This is a genomic window from Streptomyces sp. AC512_CC834, from assembly GCF_019049325.1.
Taxonomy (GTDB): Bacteria; Actinomycetota; Actinomycetes; order Streptomycetales; family Streptomycetaceae; genus Streptomyces.
The window spans coordinates 301,628-326,733 of the sequence record NZ_JAGMUO010000097.1 but is presented as its reverse complement, the minus strand read 5'-3'; the positions used below and the strand labels follow the sequence as shown (position 1 = coordinate 326,733).

Annotated in this window: 24 protein-coding genes and 1 riboswitch; of the genes, 11 read left to right on the top strand and 13 right to left on the bottom strand. The window is 72.2% G+C overall.

Annotation, left to right across the window (positions count from 1 at the left end; genetic code table 11):
- Positions 1 to 27: 27 nt before the first annotated feature.
- Positions 28 to 1,392: a phenylacetate--CoA ligase PaaK gene (gene paaK / locus KUM40_RS29005; protein ID WP_217169145.1), complete on the bottom strand. Its 1,365-nt coding sequence runs from the start codon at positions 1,390 to 1,392 to the stop codon at positions 28 to 30.
- Complete coding sequence (gene paaI, locus KUM40_RS29000) at positions 1,389 to 1,838, bottom strand: hydroxyphenylacetyl-CoA thioesterase PaaI (RefSeq protein ID WP_217169144.1); 450 nt, start codon at positions 1,836 to 1,838, stop codon at positions 1,389 to 1,391. Before paaI ends, paaK begins: the two co-directional genes overlap by 4 nt.
- Positions 1,839 to 2,015: 177 nt before the next feature.
- On the opposite strand from paaI, the gene paaA reads away from it, so the two are divergent.
- From paaA to paaE, 5 genes are all read left to right on the top strand, one after another.
- Positions 2,016 to 2,993: a 1,2-phenylacetyl-CoA epoxidase subunit PaaA gene (paaA, locus tag KUM40_RS28995; protein ID WP_217169143.1), complete on the top strand. Its 978-nt coding sequence runs from the start codon at positions 2,016 to 2,018 to the stop codon at positions 2,991 to 2,993.
- Positions 2,994 to 3,064: 71 nt separating this feature from the next.
- Complete coding sequence (gene paaB, locus KUM40_RS28990; protein ID WP_217169805.1) at positions 3,065 to 3,355, top strand: 1,2-phenylacetyl-CoA epoxidase subunit PaaB; 291 nt, start codon at positions 3,065 to 3,067, stop codon at positions 3,353 to 3,355.
- Between the two features lie 9 nt (positions 3,356 to 3,364).
- A complete protein-coding gene (gene paaC / locus KUM40_RS28985) occupies positions 3,365 to 4,192 on the top strand; it encodes a 1,2-phenylacetyl-CoA epoxidase subunit PaaC (RefSeq protein ID WP_217169142.1) in 828 nt (275 codons plus the stop codon).
- Positions 4,186 to 4,701, top strand: a complete 516-nt coding sequence (gene paaD / locus KUM40_RS28980) for a 1,2-phenylacetyl-CoA epoxidase subunit PaaD (RefSeq protein ID WP_217169141.1) — start codon at positions 4,186 to 4,188, stop codon at positions 4,699 to 4,701. The genes paaC and paaD overlap by 7 nt, the downstream gene beginning before the upstream one ends.
- A complete protein-coding gene (gene paaE / locus KUM40_RS28975) occupies positions 4,702 to 5,808 on the top strand; it encodes a 1,2-phenylacetyl-CoA epoxidase subunit PaaE (protein WP_217169140.1) in 1,107 nt (368 codons plus the stop codon).
- A gap of 22 nt (positions 5,809 to 5,830) precedes the next feature.
- On the opposite strand, the gene KUM40_RS28970 is transcribed toward paaE, so the two are convergent.
- Positions 5,831 to 7,048, bottom strand: a complete 1,218-nt coding sequence (locus KUM40_RS28970; protein ID WP_217169139.1) for an alginate lyase family protein — start codon at positions 7,046 to 7,048, stop codon at positions 5,831 to 5,833.
- 269 nt (positions 7,049 to 7,317) lie between these two features.
- Here KUM40_RS28970 and KUM40_RS28965 point away from each other — a divergent pair, with 269 nt between their 5' ends.
- On the top strand, positions 7,318 to 8,781 hold the full coding sequence (locus KUM40_RS28965) for a S9 family peptidase (protein ID WP_217169138.1): 1,464 nt from the start codon (positions 7,318 to 7,320) through the stop codon (positions 8,779 to 8,781).
- A 7-nt stretch (positions 8,782 to 8,788) separates the two neighbouring features.
- On the opposite strand, the gene KUM40_RS28960 is transcribed toward KUM40_RS28965, so the two are convergent.
- Together KUM40_RS28960 and KUM40_RS28955 are read right to left on the bottom strand one after the other, a co-directional pair.
- Complete coding sequence (locus tag KUM40_RS28960) at positions 8,789 to 9,718, bottom strand: aminoglycoside phosphotransferase family protein (RefSeq protein WP_217169137.1); 930 nt, start codon at positions 9,716 to 9,718, stop codon at positions 8,789 to 8,791.
- Positions 9,719 to 9,779: 61 nt separating this feature from the next.
- Positions 9,780 to 10,955 carry an MFS transporter gene (locus KUM40_RS28955; RefSeq protein WP_308401263.1) on the bottom strand — a complete coding sequence of 392 codons (1,176 nt, stop codon included), beginning with the start codon at positions 10,953 to 10,955 and terminating at the stop codon, positions 9,780 to 9,782.
- A gap of 38 nt (positions 10,956 to 10,993) precedes the next feature.
- On the opposite strand from KUM40_RS28955, the gene KUM40_RS28950 reads away from it, so the two are divergent.
- Positions 10,994 to 11,566 (top strand): CGNR zinc finger domain-containing protein, encoded by a 573-nt coding sequence (locus tag KUM40_RS28950; RefSeq protein ID WP_217169136.1) that lies wholly within the window; start codon positions 10,994 to 10,996, stop codon positions 11,564 to 11,566.
- A gap of 7 nt (positions 11,567 to 11,573) precedes the next feature.
- Here KUM40_RS28950 and KUM40_RS28945 read toward each other — a convergent pair whose 3' ends face one another.
- Positions 11,574 to 12,149, bottom strand: coding sequence for a tellurite resistance TerB family protein (locus KUM40_RS28945; RefSeq protein WP_217169803.1), 576 nt, complete (start codon positions 12,147 to 12,149; stop codon positions 11,574 to 11,576).
- A 210-nt stretch (positions 12,150 to 12,359) separates the two neighbouring features.
- Here KUM40_RS28945 and KUM40_RS28940 point away from each other — a divergent pair, with 210 nt between their 5' ends.
- Positions 12,360 to 12,833, top strand: a complete 474-nt coding sequence (locus KUM40_RS28940) for a GtrA family protein (protein ID WP_308401262.1) — start codon at positions 12,360 to 12,362, stop codon at positions 12,831 to 12,833.
- 40 nt (positions 12,834 to 12,873) lie between these two features.
- Here the strand turns inward: KUM40_RS28940 and KUM40_RS28935 are convergent, their stop codons facing one another.
- The gene (locus tag KUM40_RS28935) at positions 12,874 to 13,254 is read right to left on the bottom strand and encodes a helix-turn-helix domain-containing protein (RefSeq protein ID WP_217169135.1); all 381 of its coding nucleotides are present in this window, start codon (positions 13,252 to 13,254) and stop codon (positions 12,874 to 12,876) included.
- 104 nt (positions 13,255 to 13,358) lie between these two features.
- Here KUM40_RS28935 and KUM40_RS28930 point away from each other — a divergent pair, with 104 nt between their 5' ends.
- Positions 13,359 to 13,766 (top strand): RidA family protein, encoded by a 408-nt coding sequence (locus tag KUM40_RS28930; RefSeq protein ID WP_217169134.1) that lies wholly within the window; start codon positions 13,359 to 13,361, stop codon positions 13,764 to 13,766.
- Positions 13,767 to 14,170: 404 nt separating this feature from the next.
- Here KUM40_RS28930 and metE read toward each other — a convergent pair whose 3' ends face one another.
- The 5 genes from metE to KUM40_RS28900 form a co-directional block, all read right to left on the bottom strand.
- Positions 14,171 to 16,483, bottom strand: coding sequence for a 5-methyltetrahydropteroyltriglutamate--homocysteine S-methyltransferase (gene metE / locus KUM40_RS28925; RefSeq protein WP_374227437.1), 2,313 nt, complete (start codon positions 16,481 to 16,483; stop codon positions 14,171 to 14,173).
- 162 nt (positions 16,484 to 16,645) lie between these two features.
- Positions 16,646 to 16,870, bottom strand: a riboswitch (cobalamin riboswitch).
- 74 nt (positions 16,871 to 16,944) lie between these two features.
- Positions 16,945 to 17,301 carry a hypothetical protein gene (locus KUM40_RS28920; RefSeq protein ID WP_217169133.1) on the bottom strand — a complete coding sequence of 119 codons (357 nt, stop codon included), beginning with the start codon at positions 17,299 to 17,301 and terminating at the stop codon, positions 16,945 to 16,947.
- Between the two features lie 417 nt (positions 17,302 to 17,718).
- Positions 17,719 to 18,369 carry a GntR family transcriptional regulator gene (locus tag KUM40_RS28910; RefSeq protein WP_217169132.1) on the bottom strand — a complete coding sequence of 217 codons (651 nt, stop codon included), beginning with the start codon at positions 18,367 to 18,369 and terminating at the stop codon, positions 17,719 to 17,721.
- Positions 18,370 to 18,495: 126 nt separating this feature from the next.
- Positions 18,496 to 19,221: an aspartate/glutamate racemase family protein gene (locus tag KUM40_RS28905; RefSeq protein WP_217169131.1), complete on the bottom strand. Its 726-nt coding sequence runs from the start codon at positions 19,219 to 19,221 to the stop codon at positions 18,496 to 18,498.
- 52 nt (positions 19,222 to 19,273) lie between these two features.
- Complete coding sequence (locus tag KUM40_RS28900; protein WP_217169130.1) at positions 19,274 to 20,761, bottom strand: NCS1 family nucleobase:cation symporter-1; 1,488 nt, start codon at positions 20,759 to 20,761, stop codon at positions 19,274 to 19,276.
- A gap of 196 nt (positions 20,762 to 20,957) precedes the next feature.
- Here KUM40_RS28900 and KUM40_RS28895 point away from each other — a divergent pair, with 196 nt between their 5' ends.
- Positions 20,958 to 22,460 carry a family 43 glycosylhydrolase gene (locus KUM40_RS28895; protein WP_374227436.1) on the top strand — a complete coding sequence of 501 codons (1,503 nt, stop codon included), beginning with the start codon at positions 20,958 to 20,960 and terminating at the stop codon, positions 22,458 to 22,460.
- A gap of 39 nt (positions 22,461 to 22,499) precedes the next feature.
- Here KUM40_RS28895 and KUM40_RS28890 read toward each other — a convergent pair whose 3' ends face one another.
- A complete protein-coding gene (locus KUM40_RS28890) occupies positions 22,500 to 23,555 on the bottom strand; it encodes a LacI family DNA-binding transcriptional regulator (protein ID WP_217169128.1) in 1,056 nt (351 codons plus the stop codon).
- Positions 23,556 to 23,721: 166 nt separating this feature from the next.
- Here KUM40_RS28890 and KUM40_RS28885 point away from each other — a divergent pair, with 166 nt between their 5' ends.
- Complete coding sequence (locus KUM40_RS28885; RefSeq protein WP_217169127.1) at positions 23,722 to 25,095, top strand: extracellular solute-binding protein; 1,374 nt, start codon at positions 23,722 to 23,724, stop codon at positions 25,093 to 25,095.
- Positions 25,096 to 25,106 lie beyond the last annotated feature (11 nt).

The window sequence follows — 25,106 nt, the reverse complement described above, 5'->3', positions numbered from 1 at the left end:
GTGAACAGACGTGTCCGTCCTCACGTTTCACGCGCCCCGCAGATCCCGGACCCGGCGGAACTTGCCCAGCGAGCGCTCCAGGGTCTCCGGGTCGACGATCTCCACCTCCACGGTGACGCCCACCCCGTCCTTGACACCCTGCGCGATCGCCCGCGCGGCGGCCTCGCGCCGCTCGGGGTCCGCGTCCGGGCGGGCCTCGACCCGCACCGTCATGTGGTCCATGCGGCCCCGCTCGGTGAGCCGGATCTGGAAGTGCGGGGCGACGCCGGGCGTGCGCAGCACGACCTCCTCGATCTGGGTGGGGAAGACGTTCACGCCACGCAGGATGATCATGTCGTCACAGCGGCCGGTGACCTTCCGCATCCGCCGGAAGGCGGGCCGTGCGGTACCCGGCAGCAGCCGCGAGAGGTCGCGCGTGCGATACCGGATCACCGGGAGCGCCTCCTTGGTGAGCGAGGTGAAGACGATCTCCCCCTCCTCGCCCTCGGGCAGCACGGTGTCCGTGAGCGGGTCCACCACCTCCGGGTAGAAGTGGTCCTCCCACACGTGCAGGCCGTCCTTGGTCTCGACGCACTCCTGCGCCACGCCGGGGCCGATCACCTCGGACAGGCCGTAGATGTCGACGGCGTGGATGTCCATGCGCTCCTCGATCTCGCGGCGCATCTCCTCGGTCCACGGCTCGGCACCGAAGATGCCCACCTCCAGCGAACTGGAGCGCGGGTCGATGCCCTGCCGTTCGAACTCGTCGAGCAGGGTGAGCATGTAGGACGGGGTGACCATGATGATCTCGGGCCGGAAGTCCTGGATGATCTGCACCTGGCGTGCCGTCATGCCGCCGGAGGCCGGGATCACCGTGCATCCGGCGCGTTCGGCGCCGTAGTGCGCGCCGAGGCCGCCGGTGAACAGGCCGTAGCCGTAGGAGATGTGCACCTTGTGGCCCCGGCGGCCGCCGGCGGCGCGGATCGAACGGGCGACGACGTCCGCCCACATGGACAGGTCGTTGTCCGTGTACCCGACGACGGTGGCGCGGCCGGTGGTGCCGCTGGAGGCGTGCACGCGCCGCACCTCACCCATCGGAACGGCGAACATGCCGAAGGGGTAGGTGTCCCGCAGGTCGGCCTTGGTGGTGAAGGGGAACCTGGACAGGTCCGCCAGGCTGCGGCAGTCGTCGGGCGTCACTCCGGCGGCGTCGAACTTCTTGCGGTACAGCTCCACGTTGTCGTAGGCGTGCCGAAGGGTCGCGCGCAGCCGGTCGAGCTGGAGCTCCCGGAGCTGCGCACGGGACAGGCGCTCGGCGTCGTCCAGCAGGTCGTGGGGGAGGGGCTCGCCCGGTCGGGGCGCCGGGGACGCCGGGGACGCCGGGGCCGCCCCGGTCGTCGGCTCGCTGCTCATCGCGACTCCTTCGTCGTCGTGCCCGGCGTCTCGTGCGCCGTGGCCCGGCGCACGCTGCGGCTGCGTCCGCGGAACTCCGCGATCACCTCGTCGCCGCGCCGCACGCTCACGTCGTAGACGCCGCTGCGTCCGTACCGGGCGCGTTCCTCGGCGCGGGCCTCGAGCACGTCGCCCTCGCGGGCCGGGGCGACGAACACGATGTCGGCGCCGGCCGCGACGGTCACCGGACCGTGGCTGTTGCAGGCGCAGGCGAAGGCGGTGTCGGCGAGCAGGAACAGGTAGCCGCCGTGGGCGATCCGGTGCCCGTTCACCATCGCGGGAGTCACGGTCATGCGGAGCACGGCGGTCCCCTCGCCGTGCTCGACCAGCTCGATGCCGAGCCGCCGGGAGGCCTCGTCCGCCAGGAACATCACCTCCGTGGGTGTCGGCCCCGTGGCCTGCGACATCCTTCCCACCACCTTCTGTCCCGACCGACCATTCGGTTAGCGCGCAGCAAGCCCAAGTAATCCAGCCGCGCGGCGGCGCTGTCAAGAGCGTGACCGGCGGGGGTCCGGGTCTTGCCCGGCGCCCGGAAACCCGTCACACTGATACCGAACGAATGGTCGGTTGGGAAGCTGGTGACGATGACCACGACACACGCCGCCGAGGCGCCGCCCCCCGCGGGGCTCCAGGAGCACTTCGACGCGACGATCGCGCGCGACCAGCGCGTCGAGCCGCGGGACTGGATGCCCGAGGGCTACCGGAAGACGCTGATCCGGCAGATCGCCCAGCACGCGCACTCGGAGATCATCGGCATGCAGCCCGAGGGCGAGTGGATCACCCGGGCACCGTCGCTGCGCCGCAAGGCGATCCTGTTCGCCAAGGTCCAGGACGAGGCCGGGCACGGGCTGTATCTGTACTCGGCGGCCGAGACCCTCGGCGCCGACCGCGACGACCTCACCCAGCGCCTGATCGAGGGCCGGCAGAAGTACTCGTCGATCTTCAACTACCCGACCCTCAGCTTCGCCGACATGGGCGTGATCGGCTGGTTCGTGGACGGCGCGGCCATCTGCAACCAGGTACCGCTGTGCCGCAGCTCGTACGGGCCCTACGCGCGCGCGATGGTGCGCATCTGCAAGGAGGAGTCCTTCCACCAGCGGCAGGGCTACGAGCTGCTGATGACGATGATGCGGGGCACCGGCGCCCAGCGCGAGATGGTCCAGGACGCGGTGGACCGCTGGTGGTGGCCGTCCCTGATGATGTTCGGCCCGCCCGACGACGCCTCGCCCAACTCCGCGCAGTCCATGGCATGGAAGATCAAGCGGCACAGCAACGACGAACTGCGCCGCCGCTTCGTCGACATGACCGTCCCGCAGGCCGAGAAGCTCGGCGTCACCCTCCCCGACCCGGAGTTGCGCTGGAACGAGGAGACGGGACGCCACGACTTCGGCACCCCGGACTGGGACGAGCTGATGCGGGTCATCAAGGGCGACGGCCCGTGCAACGCACAGCGGAGCGAGCGGCGGCGGACCGCCCACGAGGACGGCGCCTGGGTGCGCGAGGCGGCCACCGCCCACGCCGCCAAACAGGCCGCCCGTGCGAAGAAGGGAGCGGCGGCATGACCCCCGAGAAGCCCCAGAGGCCGGAGAGGTCCCAGGAGCCCCAGGAGCCCCAGGAACCCCAGAAGCCCGCGATGTCCGAGAAGCGGGGCTGGCCGCTGTACGAGGTGTTCGTGCGCGGCAAGCGCGGCCTCAACCACGTGCACGTCGGCTCGCTGCACGCCGCCGACGACGCCATGGCCCTCACCCACGCCCGCGACCTCTACACCCGGCGCAACGAGGGCGTGAGCATCTGGGTGGTGCGCTCCGAGCACATCGCCGCCTCCACCCGCGACGAGAAGGACCCCTTCTTCGCCCCCAGCGCCGACAAGGTCTACCGCCACCCGACCTTCTACGACATCCCCGACGACGTCCCCCACATCTAGGAGCAGGGCATGAGTGACGACCACGTCTACCTCACCCTGGCCGAGGGGCACGAGGACGACACCCGCTGGGCCTACGGCACCGGCTTCGAGGACCCGCTGCACGGCGTCGACACCACCGTGCCCGAGGGCGTCGACGCCGGCGCGCTGGCCGCGGACTGCGTGGCGCTCGCCGACGACGCCCTGGTCGGCGCGCAGCGGCTCGCCGAGTGGGTCACCCGCGCTCCCGAGCTGGAGGAGGAGGTGGCGCTGGCCAACATCGGCCTCGACCTGCTCGGCCAGGCCCGGCTGCTCTACTCGCGCGCCGGCCAGGCCGACGGCACCGGCCGCGACGAGGACGCCTACGCCTACTTCCGGGACGCCGGCGAATTCCGCAACGTGACCCTGGCCGAACTGCCCGGCGGCGACTTCGCGTTCACGGTCGTGCGGCTGCTGGTGCTCTCGAGCTGGCGGCTGGCCCACTTCCGGCGGCTGGTGGACCACCCCGACCCGGTCCTCGCGGCGGTCGCCGCCAAGGGCGTCAAGGAACTCACCTACCACCGGCAGTACGCGGCCGAGTGGGCCGTGCGTCTGGGCGACGGCACCGAGGAGTCGCACCGCAGGACGCGCGCCGCACTGGACGACATCGCCCCCTACCTCGGCGAGCTGCACACCGCGTACGACGTACGCGACGAGGTCGCCGAAGACCTGCGCCAGGTCACCGAGGCGGCCGGACTGCCCCTGCCGGTGTACCGCCCGTTGCCCGGCTCCGGCCGCGCCGGCGAGCACACCGAACATCTGGCGCCGCTGCTCACCGAGTTGCAGGGCGTCGCCCGCGCCCACCCGGAGGCGACATGGTGACCGGTGGTCCCACACTCCTGGACGCCCGCCGGGCCCGCCGCGTCGCCGAGCAGGTGCCCGACCCCGAACTGCCCATGCTGACCCTCGCCGACCTGGGTGTCCTGCGCGACGTCGAGGTGGGCGCGGACGGCGCCGTGGTCGCGAGCCTGACCCCCACCTACTCGGGCTGCCCGGCCATGGCCGAGATGCGGGCGGACGTCGCCGCGCGGCTGCGGGACGCGGGGTACCCGCGCGTGGAGATCCGCACGGTCCTGAACCCGCCCTGGACCAGCGACTGGATCACCGAGTCCGGCCGCCGCAAGCTCGCCGAGCACGGCATCGCGCCGCCCGGCGCCGCGCCCCGCGGCCCGGTCCCGCTGGTGCTGTCGCCGACCCGGCCCGCGGTGCCCTGTCCCCGCTGCGGCTCGGCGGACACCGAGGAGACCTCCCGCTTCGCCGCCACGTCCTGCAAGGCGCTGTGGCGCTGCCGGGCCTGCCGCGAGCCGTTCGAGTACGTCAAGGAGATCTAGATGTCCCCGACCGCCCCCGTCCCGGCGGCCCCGGTGCGCAGCCGCCGCCGGCCCGCCTTCCACCGCCTGCGCGTCGCGGCCGTCGAGCGGCTGTGCGCGGACGCGGCGGCCGTGAGCTTCGAGATCCCGGACGAGCTGGCCGGGGAGTTCGCCTTCGCGCCCGGTCAGTCGCTCACCCTGCGGCGCGAGGTCGACGGCCGGGACGAGCGCCGTTCGTACTCGATCTGCGCACCGGCCGGCTCGGTGCCGCGCATCGGGGTGCGGGTGGTGCCGGGCGGCCTGTTCTCCGCCTGGCTGGTCGACGACGTGCGCCCCGGCGACACCGTCGAGGTGATGGCGCCCACCGGGCACTTCACGCCCGACCTGACCACCCCGGGCCACCATGTGCTGATCGCCGCCGGTTCGGGCATCACACCGATGGTGTCCATCGCGGAGTCGGTGCTCGCCGCCGACGACCGCTCGACCGTCACCCTCTTCTACGGCAACCGCCGCACCGCCACGGTGATGTTCGCCGACGACCTGGCCGACCTGAAGGACCTCCACCCCACCCGCTTCCACCTCGCCCACGTGCTCTCCCGTGAACCCCGCGAGGCCGAGGTGCTCTCCGGCCGCCTGGACGCCGGACGGCTCTCGGCACTCGTCGATTCCCTGGTGGACGTGCCCGCCGCCGACCACTGGTGGCTGTGCGGCCCGCAGGGCATGGTCGCCGACGCCCAGCAGGTCCTGACCGGCCTCGGCGTCCCTGCGGACCGCGTCCACCGCGAGCTGTTCTACGCCGACGACGAGCCCGTCCGGGAGGTCCACCACGAGGAGAGTGGCCCGCGGGGACCCGTCAGCGAGGTCACCATCACCCTGGACGGCCGCTCCACGACCTCCTCACTCTCCCGGGAGCGGCCCGTCCTCGACGGGGCCCAGCAGACCCGGCCCGACCTGCCCTTCGCCTGCAAGGGCGGCGTCTGCGGCACCTGCCGGGCCCTGGTCACCGACGGCACCGTCGACATGCGCCGCAACTACGCCCTCGAAGACGCCGAGGTCGACGCCGGCTACGTGCTGACCTGCCAGTCGTACCCGGTCTCCGAGAAGCTGACCGTGGACTACGACGGCTGAGCGCGGGGCACCGCCCGCCGCCTCAGGCCGGGTTGTCGCCGTGGGTGAGAGTCTCCCAGGCGACGAAGAGGTTGTTCGTACCGGACGGGCGGGTGCGCTCGGTCAGCGCCTGAGTGTTGTCCATCGCGAAGCCGAGGCGGTTGTGCAGGGCGTTGTAGCCGACCTCGGTGACCGGACCGAGACCCAGGTCCGCCTCACCCCCGCACAGCCAGTCCGGCACCGCCGCGCCCTGCTCGTACTTCGCCTGGAAGCCGAGCGCGTGCCGCAGCCGCTCGCCCACGTCGGTGCCGTACAGGTCCTGGCCCTGGATCCGGCTGGTCTCGGCGACGTGGGAGATCGACGCGATGCCGTATCCGGTGTGGGTGAAGTCCCGGCAGGTCTCCTGGGTGAGGCCCCTGACGAAGGTGGACTGGCCCTGCCAGTACTTGACGATCTTGTCCCGGGTGTCGAGGTGCTGACTCGGCACCGTCTTGGGCAGGTCCCCGTCGGACTCCAGGTAGACGTAGGCGGCCGTGCGGGTGCGGTACTTGACCATGGCCCTGTCGTAGGAGGCCCTGTCCTCCAGGAAGACGGAGATGCCGACGGCGGCCTCCATCATCGTCAGCTCCCAGTTGCCGTTGGAGTGGGAGCCGTTGACGATCTCGGGCAGGTAGACGTCGCGGAGCATGCCGGCGAAGCGGCCGGAGTTCGCCCAGGTGCCGCCGTACGTGTACTTGATGATCTCGGCGGCCTTGGGCCAGGAGGAGCCGGCCCATCCGGTCTGCAGCGGCGCGTTGCTGTCGGTGTGGTCCCGGATCACGGCGGACCAGGCGTCCATCAGCTCGATGGCCTTGCGCGCGTACCGCTCGTCGCGGGTGAAGTACCAGGCCAGCGCGTTGGTGTAGGCCGCGATCGCGTCCTCGCGCTCGTCGGTGCAGCCGTGGTTGGGGTTCGAGTAGGAACCGCACTCCACCACCGCGCGGGGCTTCGGGGCGCGGTTCGGGTCGGCGTACCTGCTCGCCATCATCTGGTCGAAGGCGCCCTTCCAGGGCTGGGCCCCGGCGTCGACCTTGGCGCGGACGAAGTCGAGCTGGCCCTCGGAGACGGTGACTCCGGGATGCGTGAACGCGGCCGGTGCGGCGTCCGCGCGGTGAGCGGTTGGGCCCGGGCCGGCCAGCAGGGTGCCGACGAGGGCGGCGGTGAGGGTCGCGAGGAGGACGGCACGGGATCTGCGATGACGGCGCGTGGGAGCAGAGGACATGTGGGGGGTCCATCCGTTCGTCTATGTGAACGTTGAGTGTTGTTCTGAACGTCCGACTGGGCGGTGACGATAGGTAGAGACCAATGGGCCGTCAAGAGGCCGCGCGGGAGCCCGCGCACGGGGTCCGGCACCCGGCTCCCCGACGCGGCGCCGGGGGAACACTATGAACGCAATGATCGAAGGGGTGGCCACGGCTCCGGGGGATTCCTAACATCCCAGCTCGCAGCGCGATTTCGCGCCGGCACCCAGCACGTACAGGAGCCCGCACCTTGACCACACCCGACGCTCCCACGCAGCTCACCTCGGCGGCGCGCCGCCGAAGCCGTCCGGCCGTGGTGGCGGCCGCCCTCGCCGCCGTGTTCCTGGGCACGCTCGGCAATGTGTCCGCCGCCCCCGCGCAGGCGGCCGAACAGCCCGTGGCCGCCGACTGCCCGCCCAACCTGGCCCGGAAGGCCACGTGTTACACCGGCCAGGACGCCAACGGGGCCTACTACACGATGGCCGTGCCGAACGACTGGAACGGCTCCCTCGTCGTCCACGCCCACGGCGGTCCCGACCTCGGCGACTCCTCCGACCCGGCCCGCAGCACCGAGGACCTGCAGCGCTGGGCGGTGATGGTCGACCAGGGGTACGCGTGGGCCGGCTCCGCCTACCGGCGCGGCGGCTACGGAGCCCGCATGGCGGCCGCCGACACCGAGAACGTGCGCCGCCTGTTCACCGCCCGGTTCGGGCGGCCCGAGCGGACCTACCTGCACGGCCAGTCCTGGGGCGGCAACGTCGCCGCCAAGGTCGCGGAGACCTACGGCAGACGGCCCGGCGCCTACGACGGAGTGCTGCTGACCAACGGCGTCCTCGGCGGCGGTTCGCGCGGCTACGACTACCGCGTGGACCTGCGGGTGGTCTACCAGTACTACTGCCACAACCATCCGCGTCCGACCGAACCGCAGTACCCGCTGTGGCAGGGGCTGCGCCCCGGCTCCACGATGACGAGCGCCGGGCTGCGCGCACGCCTCCAGGAGTGCACCGGCTACGCCTCCGAGCCGGCCGACCGCACCGCGCTGCAACAGCGCAACCTCGACGACATCCTCGCCGTCACCCGCATCCCGGAGCGCACCCTCGAGTCACATCTGCGCTTCGCCACCTTCACCTTCCGGGACATCGTGACGAACCGGCTCGACGGGCGGAACCCGTGGAGCAACCGGGGCGTGCGCTACTCGGGTTCACACGACGACAAGGCGCTCAACGCGGGCGTCGAGCGCTTCTCGGCCGACCCCACCGCACGTCGTGACCTGTCCTACGACAGCGACCTCACCGGCAGGGTCTCCCTCCCCGTCCTCACCCTGCACGCCATCGACGACCCGACGGCGTTCGTGGAGCACGAGGCGGCCTACCGCGCCACACTCCGAGGCGCCGGGCGGGGCGGCAACCTCGTCCAGACGTTCACGAAGGAGACCGAGCACAGCACGCTGAGCGACTCCGAGTACGCCAACTCCATCACCGCGCTGGACACATGGGTGCGCACCGGCCGCAAGCCGAGCCCGCGTTCCGTCGCGGCCTCCTGCGACGCCTTCGACGCCACCTACGGCAGCGGCTGCTTCTACGATCCCGGATTCCACCCCTCCCCGTACGCCTCACGGGTGCGGCCCCGGCCGGGCGGACTCGGCTGGCCCGCGATGACCGCCGCCCAGGAGCGCGCGTGGAGCAGGATCGACGGGGTGGGGATCGCGCCCTAGCCGCGCCCTAGCCGGCCCCGGCCGCGCCCCGGCCGTCCGTCTCGGCCAGCACCGCCCGGATCACGTGGCGGGCGTTGCCTGCCATCGCGGGGTTGGTCTTCCGGTAGTACGGCAGTGCGATCAGCGCCTGGGAGAGAGTGCGGCCCCGGCCGCGCCGCCAGGTCGCCTCGTCCACGCCGAGCGCCTCGCGGAAGACCTCCCTCGCGCCGGCCGGCAGCAGATTCCACGCCGGGAAGAGATCGCAGGCCGGATCGCCCACCCCCGTGCAGCCGAAGTCGATCACCGCGGACAGCCTGCCGCCGCCGTCCACCAGCAGGTTGCCCGGCATCAGGTCGGCGTGCAGCCAGACGGGCGGTTTGTCCGGGGCCGGGGCCCGCAGCGCGTCCTGCCACACGGCGGCCAGAGCGTCGCAGTCGACACCCTCCTCGGGAAGGCCGCGCAGTGCGTCGAGCGCCGCCCGCGTCGCCTCGTCGAGCGTGGCGAGCGGACCGCCGCGATACGCCTTCGGCGCTCCCGGCAGGGTGACGCTCCGCATCGCCGCCACGAACCCGGCCAGATCCGTCGCCAGCCCTACGGGATCGGTCAGCGCTCCGGCCTCGGGGGTCTCCCCGGGCAGCCACCGGTACACCGACCAGGGCCACGGACAGCCCTCGGCGGGCGCACCGGCCCCGAGCACCTCGGGGACGGCGGCGGGCAGCAGGGGCGACAGCCGGGGGAGCCACTCCCGCTCCGTCGTCACGTCCTCGACGCCGCCCTCGACCAGCGGCAGCCGCACGACCATGGCGTCGCCGAGCCGGAACATCGCGTTGACCGTGCCGCCGGACGGAAAGCGCTCGACGGGCAGCCCCGTCCACTGCGGGAACTGCCCGTCGACCAGCCGCCGTACGAGACGGTCGTCGAGGGGGAACGGTCCCGAATGCGTCTGCCCTGAACTCATGGACCTCATCCGACCCTTCGCCGCGGACGGCCGTCAAACGCTTTCCCGACTGCTCGCCCAGTCACCCGGCAAGGGTTCGGAAGCTCAACGGGCCCACGAACGCCGCGCCTGCCGCCGTGCCCGCCGCCATCGTCAGGGCGCCCGGCAGGGACCAGGTGGCGAGCGGACCGCCGACGGCGACTCCCAGGGCGAACGCGGTGATCTTGAGGCTGGCCCCGGTGGTGAAGATCCGGCCGCGCAGGTGGTCCGGGGCCTCCCGGTGACGGACCGCGAAGAGGGCGGTGAGCTGGGGGCCTTCCCCGATGCCGAGGACGAGCGCGGCCACGACGAGCGTGGCGGGCCGAGCCGTCGCCGCCAGGGCCAACGCGGCCGCCTGGACCAGGGCGCCGGCCCGGACGATCGTGTCCGGGGTGACGGAGCGCGGACGTCGCGCGAGTACGGCGTTGGCCGCCAGGGCGGAGGCCGCCGCACAGGAGAACAGCAGGGCGCCGCGCCCGGCCGCGCCGAGAACCCGCGCGCCCAGGAGCGGGACGCAGGCCGCCAGCATGCCCTGGGCGGCACAGGAGACGACCGAGGTGAGTGTCGCCCGGGCGAGAAGCGGACGCCGGCGGATGACGCGGAATCCGGCGCCGAGGGCGCCGGCCGCCGGGGTCGGCCGTGCGTCACGGGCCGCGCCGGAGCGCGACGGCAACCGCCACGCCGCGGGCACAGCCGTGGCGACCAGGGCCGCGGAGACCACGACCGCCGTGGAGGCCCCCAGCGTCTGGGCCACGACGCCGGCCAGCGCGGGACCGGCCAGGCTCGCCGCGCTGAAGGTCATCGCGTCCAGCGCGTTGGCCCTGGGCAGGTGTCCGTCCGTCGCCACCCGGGGAAGCTGGGCGGTCCAGCCGCCCGACAGCGCCGGGCCCAACAGCCCCGTGAGCGCCGCGAGCAGGACGGTGCAGGCTACCGGGAGTCGGCCGAGCGCGACGAGGATCGCGCCGAGCCCCGCCGCGTACAGCGCGAGTGCGCCGGCCAGGAGGCGGCCCGGCCGCGCCGCCCTGTCGAGGAGCGCCCCGAGCACCGGTCCGCCGATCGCCGCGGAGATCGTGATGCCCGCGAGCAGCGACGACGCGTCCGTGGTCGATCCGGTGAGCGCGAGGCCGGCCAGCAGCAGCGCCGGCCCCGACATCTCGTCCCCGGAGCGCGCCGCCACCGCCCCGGCCAGGTAGGACCGTATGGAGTAACCCTTTGGCACCGACAAGACGTTACGGAAGTAACTCAAAAGTCCGCAACATGCGTTACATTCGGCCGGTGTCCTCTCCTCTCGACGACGACTGGTCCACCAGGCACTCCGTGCTGACCACCGCCCGGCGCACCGCGGCGCTCGTCAACGCGCTCGCCGGGGACGACCCCGACCCCCGGGCGGTCGCCGAAGTGCTGCGTGCCTACGGCGAGAAGGGCCCCCTCGAGCTGACCTCACGTGACGTGGACGGGATGCGCGGGGCCGCCGCCCTGCTGCGGGAGGTGTTCGCGGCGGACTCGGCCGACGCCGCCGCCCACGTCCTGAACCGTCTCCTCGGCGCGCACACGGGACGGCTCCGCCTGACCTCCCACGAGGGCAGCGCTCCGTGGCACCCCCATCTCGACCACGACGACGACGCGCCGTGGCCGCAATGGTTCCTCGCCTCGTCCTGCATGGCGCTGGTGGTCCTGGTGTGGGACCGCCAGCGCCCGCCCGGCAGGCTCTGCGCGTCCGGCCGCTGCCGGAACGCCTTCATCGCCCAGGGCAGCGGTCCGGAGCGCCGCTACTGCTCACGTCGCTGCGCGACCCGGGAGCGAGTCGCGGCGCACCGGCGCCGGGGCTGACGGGCGATCAGACGCCGAACTCCGAGGGCGAGATGTTGAGCGCGGTGCAGGCCTCACGGATCGCGTACTGCTCGGACTGCTCGAAGGTCCCGTCGGCGCCGGCGACGACCATGCCGGTCTGAACGACCGCACGGGCCTCCGCGGGCTTCTTCGCGGCCTTGGCGATCACCTGGAGGGCCTCGCTCCTGCCCTGCTCGAAGTTGCTCAGGAGCCGGTCCACATGCTGGTTGAACCGCTGGCGGAGCTGGTCCGCCGGGAAGTTCTGCAGCACCTCGTTGGACACGATCAGCTCCTCCACGCGCTGCCGCTCCGCCGGTTCCACCTGCCCGTCCGCGGCGGCGACCAGCGCGCACATGGCCATGCTGGCGTCCCGGTAGGACCCGCTCTTGAGTTCGGCCTTGGCGGACGCGAGCTGGGACTTGAACATCCCGATCACCTGGGCCTTGGAGCCGCCGGAGGACGGGCCCGACCTGCCGGTCCCCGCCGGTCCGTGCGATCCCTGCCCGGATCCGCTCGCTCCCCGAGTGCCCTGGGACTGCTGGAAGGTCTTGGCCTGGTCCTTGATCTTGTCCCACATCGCCACTCGTGCCACCTCGGCTTCTGTTGCTGCTTACAGGTCTGTCCCGGCCGCGATTATCCCGCGGTCATCAGGATGAACGCGCCCGGGTACCACAGGGTTCCCCAAGGGCAAAGAAGAGGCAAAGTGTTGTGTGGTGCCGTAGTAGGCTGCGCCGCCAGGGAGTTGTCGGCCGGATGTCGAACAGCAATGTCGGACGAGCGGGGGAGTGGAGAGGTGGCTCGGCTGAAGGGCGCGTCGGTCGCCGAGCCCCGCGGACCGCTCCGTCCTGACGTCCCGAGGCGCCGGATGTGGTCGCGGGAGGTCGGCTGGTTCGTCGCGATCGGCGGCGTCTCGACCGTCGGGCAGGCGCTGCTGTACTGGGGACTGCGTCTGTGGTGGCCGCCGGCCGTCGCCAACCTGGTCTCCCTCCTCGTGCTGACGGTGCTCAACACCGAGGCGAACCGGCGGCTGACGTTCCGGCACGCCGCCACGAAACCGGCCCGCGCCCACCTGGGCGCGGGTGCTCTCTTCCTGCTCGGCTACCTGGTCACCTCCGGCGCCGTGCTGTGGTTCAGGCACGAGCGGCCCGGGGCCTCGCCCGCCGCCGAGACCGCGGTCCTCGCCGCCACGTCGGTCGCCGTCACCGTCGTACGCTTCGCTGTCCTGCGGCTGGCCGTCTTCCGCGGTCCCGAGCGCCGGCGCGACTGACCCCCCGCCCGCCGAGCCGAACGTGTCCACCCGCCGCGCGTCAGGCGCCGAAGCGGCTGCGGGAGGCCTCGATGTGACCCAGGTACTGATGCGTCCAGTCGCACATGTGCTGCGTCGTCCTGCGCAGCCCCCGGCCCGGCTCCGTGAGGGTGTACTCGACCCGCGGCGGCACGGTGGGGTGCACACACCGGTCCACCAGCCCGTTGCGCTCCAGCATGCGCAGGTTCTGCGTGAGCATCTTGTGGCTGATGCCCTCGATCTCGTCGCGCAGCTCGCTGAAGCGCAGGGTGCCGTCACCCAGCGCCTCGATGATCAGCAGCGCCCACTTGTTGGCGACGTCCGAGAAGATCTCCCGTGCCAGGGAGTCCGCGCGCCTCAGGTCCGCGTCGTCGGGCGAGCCTGTGAACTGCTTGGTCACCATCGGGTTCCCCAGTCACTGAAAAGTGCGTTCTTCCATGTCAGCGGACACTCTCCTACGGTTCCCGAGTAACCACAAGAGAGCACATGGGCAAGGAGACAGAAGACATGGCCATCACCCTGGTGAACCCCGGCGGGCTGCCGGAGATCGACGTCTACCGGCAGGTGTCGATCGCGGCCGGATCGAAACTGGTCTTCATCGCCGGGCAGGTCGCCTGGGACGCCGACGGCGTCACCGTCGGCGAAGGCGATCTGGCCGCGCAGGCCGAGCAGTGCTACCTCAACGTCGGCACCGCCCTGGCCGCGGCCGGTGCCTCCTTCGGCGACGTGGCGAAACTGAACGTCCACGTCGTCGACTGGAGTCCCGACAAGATGCCCCTGCTGCTGGAGGGCATCGCCCGGGCGGCGGCCAGGCTGGGGGTGACCCCGGCCGCGCCGGCCACCCTGCTGGGCGTCGCGGCACTGGACGTGCCCGAGCACCTGATCGAGGTCGAGGCCACCGCGGTCGTCGACTGAACAGCCACGGAACCCGGGCCGAGGGGGCCCGTCGCGGTCTGTGGGGCGCAGGGGACACGCCTACGACGCGCGACGGCTCCGGGAGGCGGCCGCCCCAGGCCGGCGCTGCCGTTGATCAGCGGCACCGACAGGATGACGCCGCCGACGCCCTGGTCGGTGAGCCGGGACAGGGCGGTCCCGATGGCGAAGGTGCCGAGCGAGACGGTGATCGCGGTGCGCACCGCGTACCCGGCGGCCTGGGCGGCCCGCTCGATGCCGGAGGTGACCGCGGCACGCGAGTAGAAGGTGGTCCGCAGGGTCACCAGAGCAGGTCCTGACCCCCTGACTCCGACCGAGCCGAGCCGGGCGGAGCCGGGCCGGGCCGGGACACGCGAGGTGCCCCGGCCCGGCTCACCGCCGCCCGCTCAGGAACCGGACAGCTCACCGCGGACGGCGTGGGCGGCGGCGACCAGGTTCTCCAGCGAGGCGCGGATCTCGGGCCAGCCCCGGGTCTTCAGACCGCAGTCCGGGTTGACCCACAGCCGCTCCGCGGGGATCGCCCGCAGACCGGTGCGCAGCAGCTCCGCCGCCTCCTCGGCGCTCGGCACGCGCGGCGAGTGGATGTCGTACACGCCCGGTCCGGCCTCGCGCGGGTAGCCGGAGGCGGCCAGTTCGCGGGCCACCTGCATGTGCGAGCGGGCGGCCTCCAGACTGATGACGTCCGCGTCGAGGTCGTCGATGGCCCGCACGATGTCACCGAACTCGGCGTAGCACATGTGGGTGTGGATCTGGGTGTCGGGCCGCACGCCGCCGGTGCTGAGCCGGAACGCCTCGGTGGCCCAGGCCAGGTAGGCGGCCCGGTCGGCCTCGCGCAGCGGCAGGGTCTCGCGCAGCGCGGGCTCGTCGACCTGGACGACCGAAGTGCCCGCCGCCTCCAGGTCGTTCACCTCGTCCCGCAGGGCCAGGGCCACCTGGCGCGCGGTGTCCGCGAGAGGCTGGTCGTCGCGGACGAAGGACCAGGCGAGCATGGTGACGGGGCCGGTGAGCATCCCCTTGACCGGGCGGTCGGTGAGGGACTGGGCGTACGCCGTCCAGCGCGTCGTCATCGGCTCGGGGCGGGAGATGTCTCCGGCCAGGACCGGCGGTCGTACGTAACGGGTCCCGTAGGACTGCACCCAGCCGTGCTGGGTGGCCAGGTAGCCGGTCAGCCGCTCGGCGAAGTACTGGACCATGTCGTTGCGTTCGGGCTCCCCGTGCACCAGGACGTCCAGGCCGGTCTTCTCCTGGAAGGCGACGACCTCCCGGATCTCCGCCCTGATCCGCTCCTCGTAGTCCTCCGTGCCGATGCGGCCCGCCCGCAGGTCGGCGCGGGCGGTGCGCAGTTCACCGGTCTGCGGGAAGGAGCCGATGGTGGTCGTCGGCAGCGGTGGCAGCCGCAGATGGGCGCGCTGGGCCGCGGAGCGCTCGGCGTACGGCTGGGAGCGGCGGGCGTCGGCCTCCGTGACGGCGGCGGTGCGGGCGCGGACGGCCGGGTCCCCGGTGATGGGGGAGTTGACGCGGGAGGCCAGGTCGGCGCGGTTCGCGGCGAGTTCGGCGGTGACGGCACCGGTGCCCCGGGCCAGGCCCCGGGCGAGGGTCACGGTCTCCGCCAGCTTCTGCCGGGCGAAGGCGAGCCAGCGCAGGATCTGCGGCTCGACGTCCCGCTCCGCGGCCGTGTCCAGGGGGACGTGCAGGAGCGAGCAGGAGGCGGACACGTCCACGCGGTCGGCCAGGCCCAGCAGGGTGCCGAGTGTACTCAGGGACCGGGACAGGTCGTTGACCCAGATGTTGCGGCCGTTGACCACGCCGGCGACCAGCCGCTTTCCGGGCAGCCCGCCGACCGCGGCGAGGCCGTCCAGGGTGGCCGCACCGGCCTCGGTGAAGTCCAGCGCCAGACCCTCGACCGGCGCCTTGGCCAGCACGGGCAGGGCCTCGCCCAGGTGGCCGAAGTAGGAGGCGACGAGCAGCTTCGGACGGTCCGTACGGGCGCCCAGCTCACGGTAGGCGCGCGCGACGGCGTTCAGTTCGGCCGGGGTGCGGTCCTGGACCAGCGCGGGCTCGTCGAGTTGCACCCACTCGGCGCCGGCCGCGCGCAGGTCGGCGAGGACCTCCGCGTAGACGGGCAGCAGGCGGTCGAGGAGCGTGAGGGGTTCGAAGCCGGCGGGGACGCCGGGCGCGGGCTTGGCCAGCAGCAGGTAGGTGACGGGCCCGACCAGGACGGGGCGTGCCGTCAGTCCGAGGGCGAGGGCCTCCCGCAGTTCCGCGACCTGCTTGCCCGAGTCCGCCGTGAACTCCGTGTCCGGGCCCAACTCGGGCACCAGGTAGTGATAGTTGGTGTCGAACCACTTGGTCATCTCCAGCGGTGCGACGTCCTGCGTGCCCCGCGCCATGGCGAAATAGCCGTCGAGCGCGTCGGCGGCCACCGCGTCCCGGTGGCGTTCCGGGACGGCGCCGACCATGACGGTGGTGTCCAGCACATGGTCGTAGTGCGAGAAGTCACCGGTGGGCACCTCGTCGAGGCCGGCCGCGGCCAGTTGCCGCCAGGTGGCGCGGCGCAGCTCCCCGGCGGTGGAGTGGAGGGCGTCGGCGTCGACGCGGCCCCTCCAGTAGCCCTCGATCGCCTTCTTCAACTCCCGGTTCGGGCCCTGGCGCGGGTAGCCGTACACGGTGGCGTGTGCGGCGGCGGACGTACGGGTCACGGAGATCTCCTTCGCGAGACGAATCCCTGGGATCCCGGAAACGGGACGAGGGTGCGAAGGGCGGCGGACCGGGCGGTGGGAACGCGCGTGGCACGGCGCGCCGTCCGCCTGGTGTGTTCGCCGACCCGCCCTCGAGGTCACCGGGATGTCCGCGCACGAGTGGCTCGCGCACGGGCAGTTGGCAGGTCTTCGGACTCGCGGGCCTGTCCTGTGTCGCTCAGGACACCTACTGGCCGTCGCTTCCCAGGTCCTTGTCGCCGGACCCAGTGCGTATGACGGCGGTCGTTCCCACTCACCGCTGCGGGGCAGTCCCGGATTCCCACCGGGTTCCCTCTTGCGACGCGTCCCGCCTGGCTGACGGGGCGAACCATCTGCACCGGTCACCCTACCGGGACGGGGCGCGGGTGGGGCCGATCCTGTCCGGCACGTGGACGGTGAGGTGGAACACGCCGCCCGAGGGCCTACTGCTGGGCCGGGTGCGCGCGATCCTCGTCCGGGGCGCCGGAGCGGTGACGGCAGGACGCGTCGTGCCGTGCGCCGAGGGACGTCCACCACTGCTCGCAGCAGTCGTCGCCCAGGAGGGGGACGCGGGCGGCGGCGGGGCGGGTGCACTCCGGGCCGTGCACGGCGCGCTGGGCCAGGACGAGACTTCGCCGGTGCAACGCGCTCTCACGGGCGGCACACCAGGCGAACACCGCGGCGGCGTACAGGCCGGGCACGGCGAGCCAGGGATGGTGGGTGGCCGCGTATCCGGCGGAGGCGACAAGGAGCGCGGCGGCGGCACGGCAGGCGCGGGCGGTACGCGGGCTCGGCGTCACAGGGGGACTCCCGTGGGTGGGTGGGTGGGGGAGGATCTCGGGCCATCCGTATGCCCCCTGTTCGCCGTCCTACGTCCCTCAGTCGCCGGCGCCCCCGCGGACCGGTCCCTGGTGCGGATCGCCGCGTTCCTGCCGGCCCGGGACGACCGTGAGGCCATGGGCGGGCCTCGGTGACGGCATGACCGCGCACTTCGCGGTCGACACCTGGCAAGCCGTGGGACCGTGGGTCCTCAGAGCACCATCGCCACCGTCACCGCACCGAGCAGCGCGACGTACGTCCAGGCGTGGGCGCGGTCGGGGATGCGCGGCGGGCGCCGCCGCAGCACCACGATCACCGGCCGCGTTCACCGCCGCCTTCGCGCGTACGTTCGGGATTCCGCCGTCGCGTTTCGCGAGGAGCCACCGGGCGCGGCCACGCTAGGGCCGCTTCCTCGCGTGGTGGTCCAGGGCCGCGCTGCGGCTCGTCGCCAGGTGACGGAGGACCAGCGCCTGGACGCGCTCCACGTCGCGGGCCGCGATGGCCTGGTAGAGGGCCTCGTGTTCGAGAGCGACGGCCAGCAGGTCGTCGTGCTGGCCCATGAGCCAGCGCAGCCGGCTGCGCAGGACCCGTTCGAGTTCGTTGAGCAACTCGTTCGCGGCCAGGGAGATGACCGTCTGGTGGAAGTCGGCGGCCGCCCGGCGGGCCCGTACCGCGTCGTCCGCGCGGGCCGCCTCGAGTTCGGCGTCCACCGTCGCGCGGAGCCGGTCGAGACCCTCCCGCGTGTGCCGCCCGGCGGCGAGCCGGAACCCCAGGGTTTCCAGGCCCGAGCGGACCTCGTCCAGGTCGGCGATGTCGCTCGTGGTGAACTCCCGTACCACCGCCCAGGTCCGTGGTCTCGGCGTCACCAGACCCTCGGACACCAGCGTCCTGAGGGCCTCCCGCACGGGGAGCCGGCTCACCCCGAGGGCCTCGGCCAGGTCCCGTTCGACCAGCCGGCTGCCCGGGCCTCGCACACCGTCGATGATCTCGTCCCGCAACTGCCGCGTGACCCGCTCGGACTCGGGCATGAAGCCCTCTGACGCAGCCATCGCCGTCCTTCGTCGTCTTCCCGTTCCGAGCCACGCCGACCGCACCGTGCACAGCGGCCCTCGGGCGGCCCGTCAGAATACCCCGCGGCCGGCGGCCGGCCGGGGCGCGGGAGGCGCGGGAGGCGATCAGCCGGTGCGCGGAGGCCAGTTGACGATCCGCTTGGGGCGCGGACGGGCGTAGGTGCGCACCTTGGACGTGGACAGACCGAGCCTGACCAGGGACTCCGCGACGGCCACCGCGGCGGCGACCCCGTCCACCACCGGCACGCCGGTACGCTCCACCACGCGTTCGGCGAGACCGGCCATGCCTCCGCAGCCCAGGCAGATCACCTCGGCCCGGTCCTCCTCGACCGCGCGGGCGGCCTGCTCGGTGATGGCGTCCACGGCGGCCCGCTCGTCCCGCTCCAGGTCGAGTACGGCGAGCCCGCTGGCCCGCACCGAGGCGCACCTGGCGCTCAGCCCGGCCACCTCCAGCCGCTCCTCGACGAGGGGGACCGTACGGTCGAGGGTGGTGACCACGGAGTAGCGGCGGCCCAGGAACTGCGCGGTGCTCGCCGCCGCTTCCGTGATGTCGACGACGGGCACGTCGAGCAGTTCCTGGAGCCCCTCCCGGCCGTGTTCGCCGTATCCGGCCTGGATCACCGCGTCGAAGGGCTCCGGGTGGGCGCGGACGGTCTCCATGACGGCGACCGCGGCGAGGTAGCTCTCGTAGTTGCCCTCGACGGACTCCGCGCCGAAGGCCGGTGTCAGCGGCACGATCTCGGTGCCCGGCAGGGCGGCGCCCGCCGCCTGCTTGCCGATCGCGTCGGTGATGGACCGGGTGGTGTTGACGTTGACCACGAGGATGCGCATGGGTGGGCGTGGGCCTTCCGCTCGGGTGGGGTGTTGCGCGACGGCCGCGGAGCTACTCCGCGGCGACGGCGATGGACTCGCCGTCCACGTCGCGCAGCGGCGAGGCACGGTCGGCGATCAGCGCGTACAGCGCGGCCGCGATGACCGCGCCGACGAACCAGGAGAACCCGGCCGCGGCGTGGAAGAAGGGAACCAGGGCGACGACGACGGCGACCGCGGCGCTCGGGACGAAGGCGCCGACGGCCCGCGGGTTGTAGCCGCGCCGGTAGTGGTACTCGGCGCCCGCGTCCTCGGTGTAGAGCGCCGGCACGTTCACCCGGGACCTGCGCAGCAGCCAGTAGTCCGCCATGATCACGCCGAACAGGGGGCCGAGCAGCGCGCCGAGCCCGCCGAGGAAGTAGTTGACGACGACCGGGCTGTTGTAGAGGTTCCAGGGCGTGATCACCAGGCCCAGGACCGCGCTCACCAGACCGGCACGGCGGAAGTCGAGCCGGTGCGGGAACAGGTCGACCAGGGCGTAGATCGGCGCGACGAAGTTGGCCAGCAGGTTCACCGCCACCGTGAGGGCGATCAGGCACAGCGAGGCGACGGCCAGCAGGAACATGTTCGGGATGGTCCTGACGATGTCCGTCGGGCTGGTGATGACCTGTCCGTCGAGCGTGAACTGTGCGCCGCTGAGGACCGCCACGATGCCGGCGAAGAAGAGCATGTTCACCGGGATGCCGATCACGTTCCCGCGGACGATGGAGCCGCGGCTGCGCGCGGACCGGGTGAAGTCGCAGAAGTTCAGGACGAACGTCCCGTAGATCACCACCCACAGGGCGGCGGCCTGCAGCACCTGGAGCCACATCGCGCCGCCGGTGAGCGGCTCGTCGACGGACACGGAGACGGAGCCGTCCGCCCGGACGAACATCCACACCGCGAGGGCGCACATCGTGAGCAGGGTGGTGGGCGCCGCGAACGCCATGTAGCGGCGGATCATCCGCATTCCGTAGCTGACGATGAGCACCTGGAGGGCCCACAGCGCCAGGAAGGTGATCCAGCCCAGCGTCGACTGCCCGAGCAGGGAGTTCGTGTCCAGCCGGGCCAGGCCGGGGAACATGGCCACCAGGAGGGCACTGAGCACGGCGGACGCCAGATAGGTCTGGATACCAAACCAGGCGATGGCCACGGCGCCGCGGACGGCGGCCGGAATCTTCGCCCCCCTGATGCCGAACGCGATGCGGCTCATGACCGGGAACGGGACGCCCGTCTTGTGGCCCATGAATCCGGACAGCGTCAGCAGCAGGAAGAGCAGGACCGAGGCGAGCGCGAAGGCGGCGAGGATGCCCCACACGTTCAGCCCGAGGGCGAACAGTCCGATGGCGAACGCGTAATTGCCCAGGCTGTGCACGTCGTTGGCCCAGAGCGTGAAGACGTTGTAGGCGCCCCGGCGGCGCCCCTCCCGCTTCGTCGGGGCCAGGTCGTACGTGTAGAGGCCGGAGCTGGTGGCGGTGTCACTGGTCTGCGCGGACGAGCGGCGGTCTTCCAGGGCAGTCATACGGGACTCCTGGGATCAGGTGCGGGGAGTTGGAGGGTTCCACAAAGCGGAAGCGGCTTTCCGGTGAACAGAACGTAGTTTTCGCCAAACCGCACCGTCAAGGGGTCTGCGGCAAATGGAATACCATTTCTGGCCCTGTTGACAGCCCGCTGGAGCCTCCCTAACCTGACGCCCCGCCATTACATCGATGTAAAAGATGCTGCGGAAAGGACCCTCCGTGCCTCCCAGCCCCTCACACCGTCCCCGTGCGCGCCTCGGCCTGCTGGTCGCCGCCCTTCTCGGGCTCGTCGTGGGCCTCCTGCCCGCGTTCACCGCACCGGCCGCCGCGGCGCCGTCCGCTCTTGAACCCCGTGCCGAGGCCGCGGCGGCCGGCACCTTCCGCAACCCGCTCAACAGCGGGCCCGACCCCTTCATGACGCACTGGAAGGGCGACTACTACCTCACCACCACCCAGGGCGGCAGCATCAAGATGTGGCGCTCCCCGTCCCTGGGCACCCTGGCGACCGCGGACCCGGTCACGGTGTGGACGGACACCGACCCGTCCCGCAACCGCAACATCTGGGCCCCGGAGTTCTACCGCTTCGGCGACCGCTGGTACCTGTACTACACGGCCGACGACGGCGTCGACGACCACCACCGCCTGTACGTCCTGGAGTCGGAGCGCGACGACCCCACCGGCCCGTACCACTTCAAGGCCAAGCTCGCCCCGCCCAACCACGTGGACGACTTCGCCATCGACGCGGGCATCCTCCAGCTCGGCGGGCGGCTCTACCTCGCCTACAGCGGCATCAACCAGTACCAGCACAACGGGATCAACATCGCCCCGATGTCCAACCCGTACACCGTCTCCGGCGACGCGGTCGCGATCAACGCCGCCGGCGGATGCCCCGAGGTGCGGGAGGGACCGGAGTTCCTGTATCGCAACGGGCGGGTCTGGATGACGTACTCCACCTGCGACACGGGCAAGCCGGACTACCAGGTCTGGATGATGTCGATGCCGCTGAACGCCGACCCGCTGGTGCCGGGGAACTGGCGGCAGCACCAGGGCGCGGTGTTCTCCCGGGCCGACGACCGCGGCGTGTTCGGGCCCGGCCACCACGCCTTCTTCCAGTCCCCGGACGGCACCGAGGACTGGATCGTCTACCACGCCAAGACCACGTCGGTGAACACCTACAGCAACCGCACCACCAGGGCGCAGAAGTTCACCTGGCGGGCCGACGGCAGCCCCGACTTCGGACGCCCCCTGGCGATGGGCGCCACCCAGGACCTGCCCTCCGGCGACCCCGGTTCCGGCAACTACTGGATCAACGACGACGGGCGCTCCAGCGGCCCCGGCGGTGTCACCTACACCGGCGACTGGAACTCCGGCACGGGCTGCGCCACGCAGTGCTTCTGGGGCGACGACCACTGGAGCGACCGGGCGGGAGCCACGGCCACCTTCTCCTTCACGGGCACCCGGATCGCGCTGCTCTCCGTCAAGGACACCGGCAACGGCTACGCGGCCGTCAGCGTCGACGGCGGCCCCGAGCAGCGGGTGGACTTCCACAACTCGATCCGCGTCGGTGAGGCGGTGCAGTACCTCAGCCCACGGCTCGCGAACGGCGGTCACACCCTGCGAATCCGGGTGACGGGGGAGCACAACTCCCAGTCCGGGGCGTCCTTCGTGAGCGTCGACCGCGCCGAGGTCTACACGAACTGACCCCCACCCACCGAGACCGACCGGTACGCGGCGGGCGCCTCAGCGTCCCCCGTGGCCCTCCGTGCTCTCCCTCAGGACGAGCCGGTGGGCCACGATGCGGTCCTGGGGCGCCTGCACCCGCGGCGTGGCCCCGTCCGGCACACCGTCCGGTGCCGTCGCCTCCTCGATGCGGTGCTGGAGCAGTTGGACGGCGACCTTGGCCACCGCCGCCTTGTCGGGCGCCACCGTGCTCAGCGTCGGCACGCTGAACCGCCCGCCCTCCACGTCGTCGAACCCGATGACGGCGACGTCGTCGGGCACTTTGACCCCGTGCTCGTGCAGGGCGCGCAACGCACCCAGCGCCAACTGGTCGTTGAGGCAGAGCAGCGCGTCCGGCCGCGCGCCCTCCCGCAGTGCCCGCGCCACGGCCCGCGCGCCGTCGGGCATCCGGAAGGAGCCGACCGGCAGCAGGGCCGCCGGATCGTAGGCGATGCCCGCCTCCGCCAGGGCGGCACGATAGCCCCGGGTGCGGGCCTCGGCCGTCCCCAGACCCGAGTCGTCGCGCCCGCCGACGGCGAGGACGGCACGGCGCCCGAGCGCGATCAGATGACGGGTCGCCTCGCGCGCGGCACTCTCGTTGTCGATGGCCACATGGTCGGCGCCCTCCTCCAGCAGCTCCCCGAGCAGCACGGTGGGCGGGAAGCCCGTGCGGTCGCGCAGGTCGTCGGCGGTCAGGGCGAGCGGACTGAGGATGATCCCGTCCACGAAGGTGGAGCCGAACCCGGCCAGCGCCGCCAGCTCGTGGGCGCGGTCCGCGCCGGACTGATGGATCAGGACGGTCAGGGAACACTGCTCGGCCTCGCGGATCACATGGCGGGCCAGCTCCGCGAAGTACGGTATGTCCAGTTCCGGGACGACGAGCGCGATGATGCCGGTTCTGCCCTTGCGCAGATGACGGCCGGCCAGGTTCACCCGGTAGCCGAGCTGTTCGATGGCCTCGCGCACCACCTGCCTGGTCCGGTCGGAGACGTGGGTGTAGTCGTTGATGACATTGGACACCGTCTTCTCCGAAACGCCCGCGTGACGTGCGACGTCCTTGATCCTGGGCCGTGCCACCGAGACCTCCCTGCCTCTTTCGCGCTGCCCGAGTCTATGTCCCGGTGCGGCGGGCGGCTTCGGCGCAGGTCCACTTCCGCTCCACTTCCGCTCAGCTCTTTACAGCCAATGTACATCGATGTAAAAACTAGCCACCGCATGAGCTCCGGCCGTCGAAAGGTCCGCGATGAGTTCCCGTTTGCCTGCCCAGGGGGTGCCGACCGTGTCCGACCCGGTCCGCCGCCCCAGCCGTCGCCGGCTGCTGCGTCACGCCATGGCCGGGGCGGGAGCCCTGCTCGCCGCGGGCCCGCTGTCCGGCTGCGCCTCACCGGCCTCGGCCTCCGGAGCGTCCGCGCTCAGCGTCTGGGACCTGTTCCAGGGCGGCGACGGCAAACTCATGGACGACATGATCGAGGCCGTGTCCAAGGGCGCCGGCGGGGCCAAGGGCTTCGACATCGACCGCACGATCATGGACTGGGGTCCGTCGTACTACACCAAGCTCGCCATGTCCGCGGCAGGCGGCCGGGCCTCCGACGTGGCCGCCATGCACCTGTCCCGGCTGGCGGGCTACGCGCCCGGCGGCCTGGTGGACGCCTTCGACCTGGACGTGCTCGCCGAGTACGGCGTGAGCAGCAAGGACTTCACCCCGGCCGTGTGGTCGCGCACCCAGCACGAGGGGACCGTCTACGCGATCCCGCTGGACGTCCACCCGTTCATCGTGTTCTACGACAAGAAGGCCGCGGAGAAGGCCGGGCTCCTGGACCCCTCCGGCGAACTGGCCCCCATGGGTTCGCCCGAGGCCCTGCTCGAGGCGGGCAAGGCCCTCGCCGAGGCGACCGGGGAGGCGGGCATCCTGTTCGGCCACGTCACCGACACGGCACAGAACTGGCGCCTGTTCGCCGGCCTCTACGCGCAGACAGGCGCCGAGTTCACCCTGCCGGACGGCGGCCCTCCGGAGATCGACATCGACGCCGCCGTACGCGTGGTGACCCTCATGACGCGACTCTTCGACGGCAGGACAAACCCCAACAACCTTGACTACAACGGTGCGCTGGCCGCCTTCACCAGCGGCCGCGGCGGCATGGCGATGCTCGGCGAGTGGGAGCTGCCGACGCTGAAGGAGTCCGGCATCGACCTGGGCGCCGCGCCCTTCCCGCAGGTCTTCGAACAGCCGGCCGTCTACACCGACAGCCACAGCCTGGTCCTTCCGCACCAGAACAGCCCCGACCCGGCCCGGCGCCGCGAGGCCCACCGGTATGTCGCCGCGATACTCAAACAGAGCCTCACCTGGGCGAGCGCCGGTCACATCCCCGCGTACCAGCCCGTCCTCGCGGACCCGAAGTACGCGGCCCTCGACCCGCAGTCCTCCTACGCCGACGCCGCGAAGGTGGCGGTGCTCGACCCGCCCAACTGGTTCGCCGGCGCCGGTTCGAACTTCCAGAACCGGATGTGCCAGCCGCTCCAGTCGGCGCTGCTGGGCAACACCACCCCCGAGAAGGCGGTACGGCAGATGGTCCACGAGGCGGACACGCTGCTGCGGCAGCCCAACCCGGTGGCCTGACGAGCTGAAGG

Coding starts and splice junctions, on each gene's coding strand:
- paaK (WP_217169145.1), bottom strand. CDS start 1,392: ATGAGCAGCGAGCCGACGACCGGGGCGGCCCCGGCGTCCCCGGCGTCC.
- paaI (WP_217169144.1), bottom strand. CDS start 1,838: ATGTCGCAGGCCACGGGGCCGACACCCACGGAGGTGATGTTCCTGGCG.
- paaA (WP_217169143.1), top strand. CDS start 2,016: ATGACCACGACACACGCCGCCGAGGCGCCGCCCCCCGCGGGGCTCCAG.
- paaB (WP_217169805.1), top strand. CDS start 3,065: ATGTCCGAGAAGCGGGGCTGGCCGCTGTACGAGGTGTTCGTGCGCGGC.
- paaC (WP_217169142.1), top strand. CDS start 3,365: ATGAGTGACGACCACGTCTACCTCACCCTGGCCGAGGGGCACGAGGAC.
- paaD (WP_217169141.1), top strand. CDS start 4,186: ATGGTGACCGGTGGTCCCACACTCCTGGACGCCCGCCGGGCCCGCCGC.
- paaE (WP_217169140.1), top strand. CDS start 4,702: ATGTCCCCGACCGCCCCCGTCCCGGCGGCCCCGGTGCGCAGCCGCCGC.
- KUM40_RS28970 (WP_217169139.1), bottom strand. CDS start 7,048: ATGTCCTCTGCTCCCACGCGCCGTCATCGCAGATCCCGTGCCGTCCTC.
- KUM40_RS28960 (WP_217169137.1), bottom strand. CDS start 9,718: ATGAGTTCAGGGCAGACGCATTCGGGACCGTTCCCCCTCGACGACCGT.
- KUM40_RS28950 (WP_217169136.1), top strand. CDS start 10,994: ATGCGTTACATTCGGCCGGTGTCCTCTCCTCTCGACGACGACTGGTCC.
- KUM40_RS28935 (WP_217169135.1), bottom strand. CDS start 13,254: ATGGTGACCAAGCAGTTCACAGGCTCGCCCGACGACGCGGACCTGAGG.
- KUM40_RS28930 (WP_217169134.1), top strand. CDS start 13,359: ATGGCCATCACCCTGGTGAACCCCGGCGGGCTGCCGGAGATCGACGTC.
- KUM40_RS28910 (WP_217169132.1), bottom strand. CDS start 18,369: ATGGCTGCGTCAGAGGGCTTCATGCCCGAGTCCGAGCGGGTCACGCGG.
- KUM40_RS28905 (WP_217169131.1), bottom strand. CDS start 19,221: ATGCGCATCCTCGTGGTCAACGTCAACACCACCCGGTCCATCACCGAC.
- KUM40_RS28900 (WP_217169130.1), bottom strand. CDS start 20,761: ATGACTGCCCTGGAAGACCGCCGCTCGTCCGCGCAGACCAGTGACACC.
- KUM40_RS28895 (WP_374227436.1), top strand. CDS start 20,958: ATGCTGCGGAAAGGACCCTCCGTGCCTCCCAGCCCCTCACACCGTCCC.
- KUM40_RS28885 (WP_217169127.1), top strand. CDS start 23,722: ATGAGTTCCCGTTTGCCTGCCCAGGGGGTGCCGACCGTGTCCGACCCG.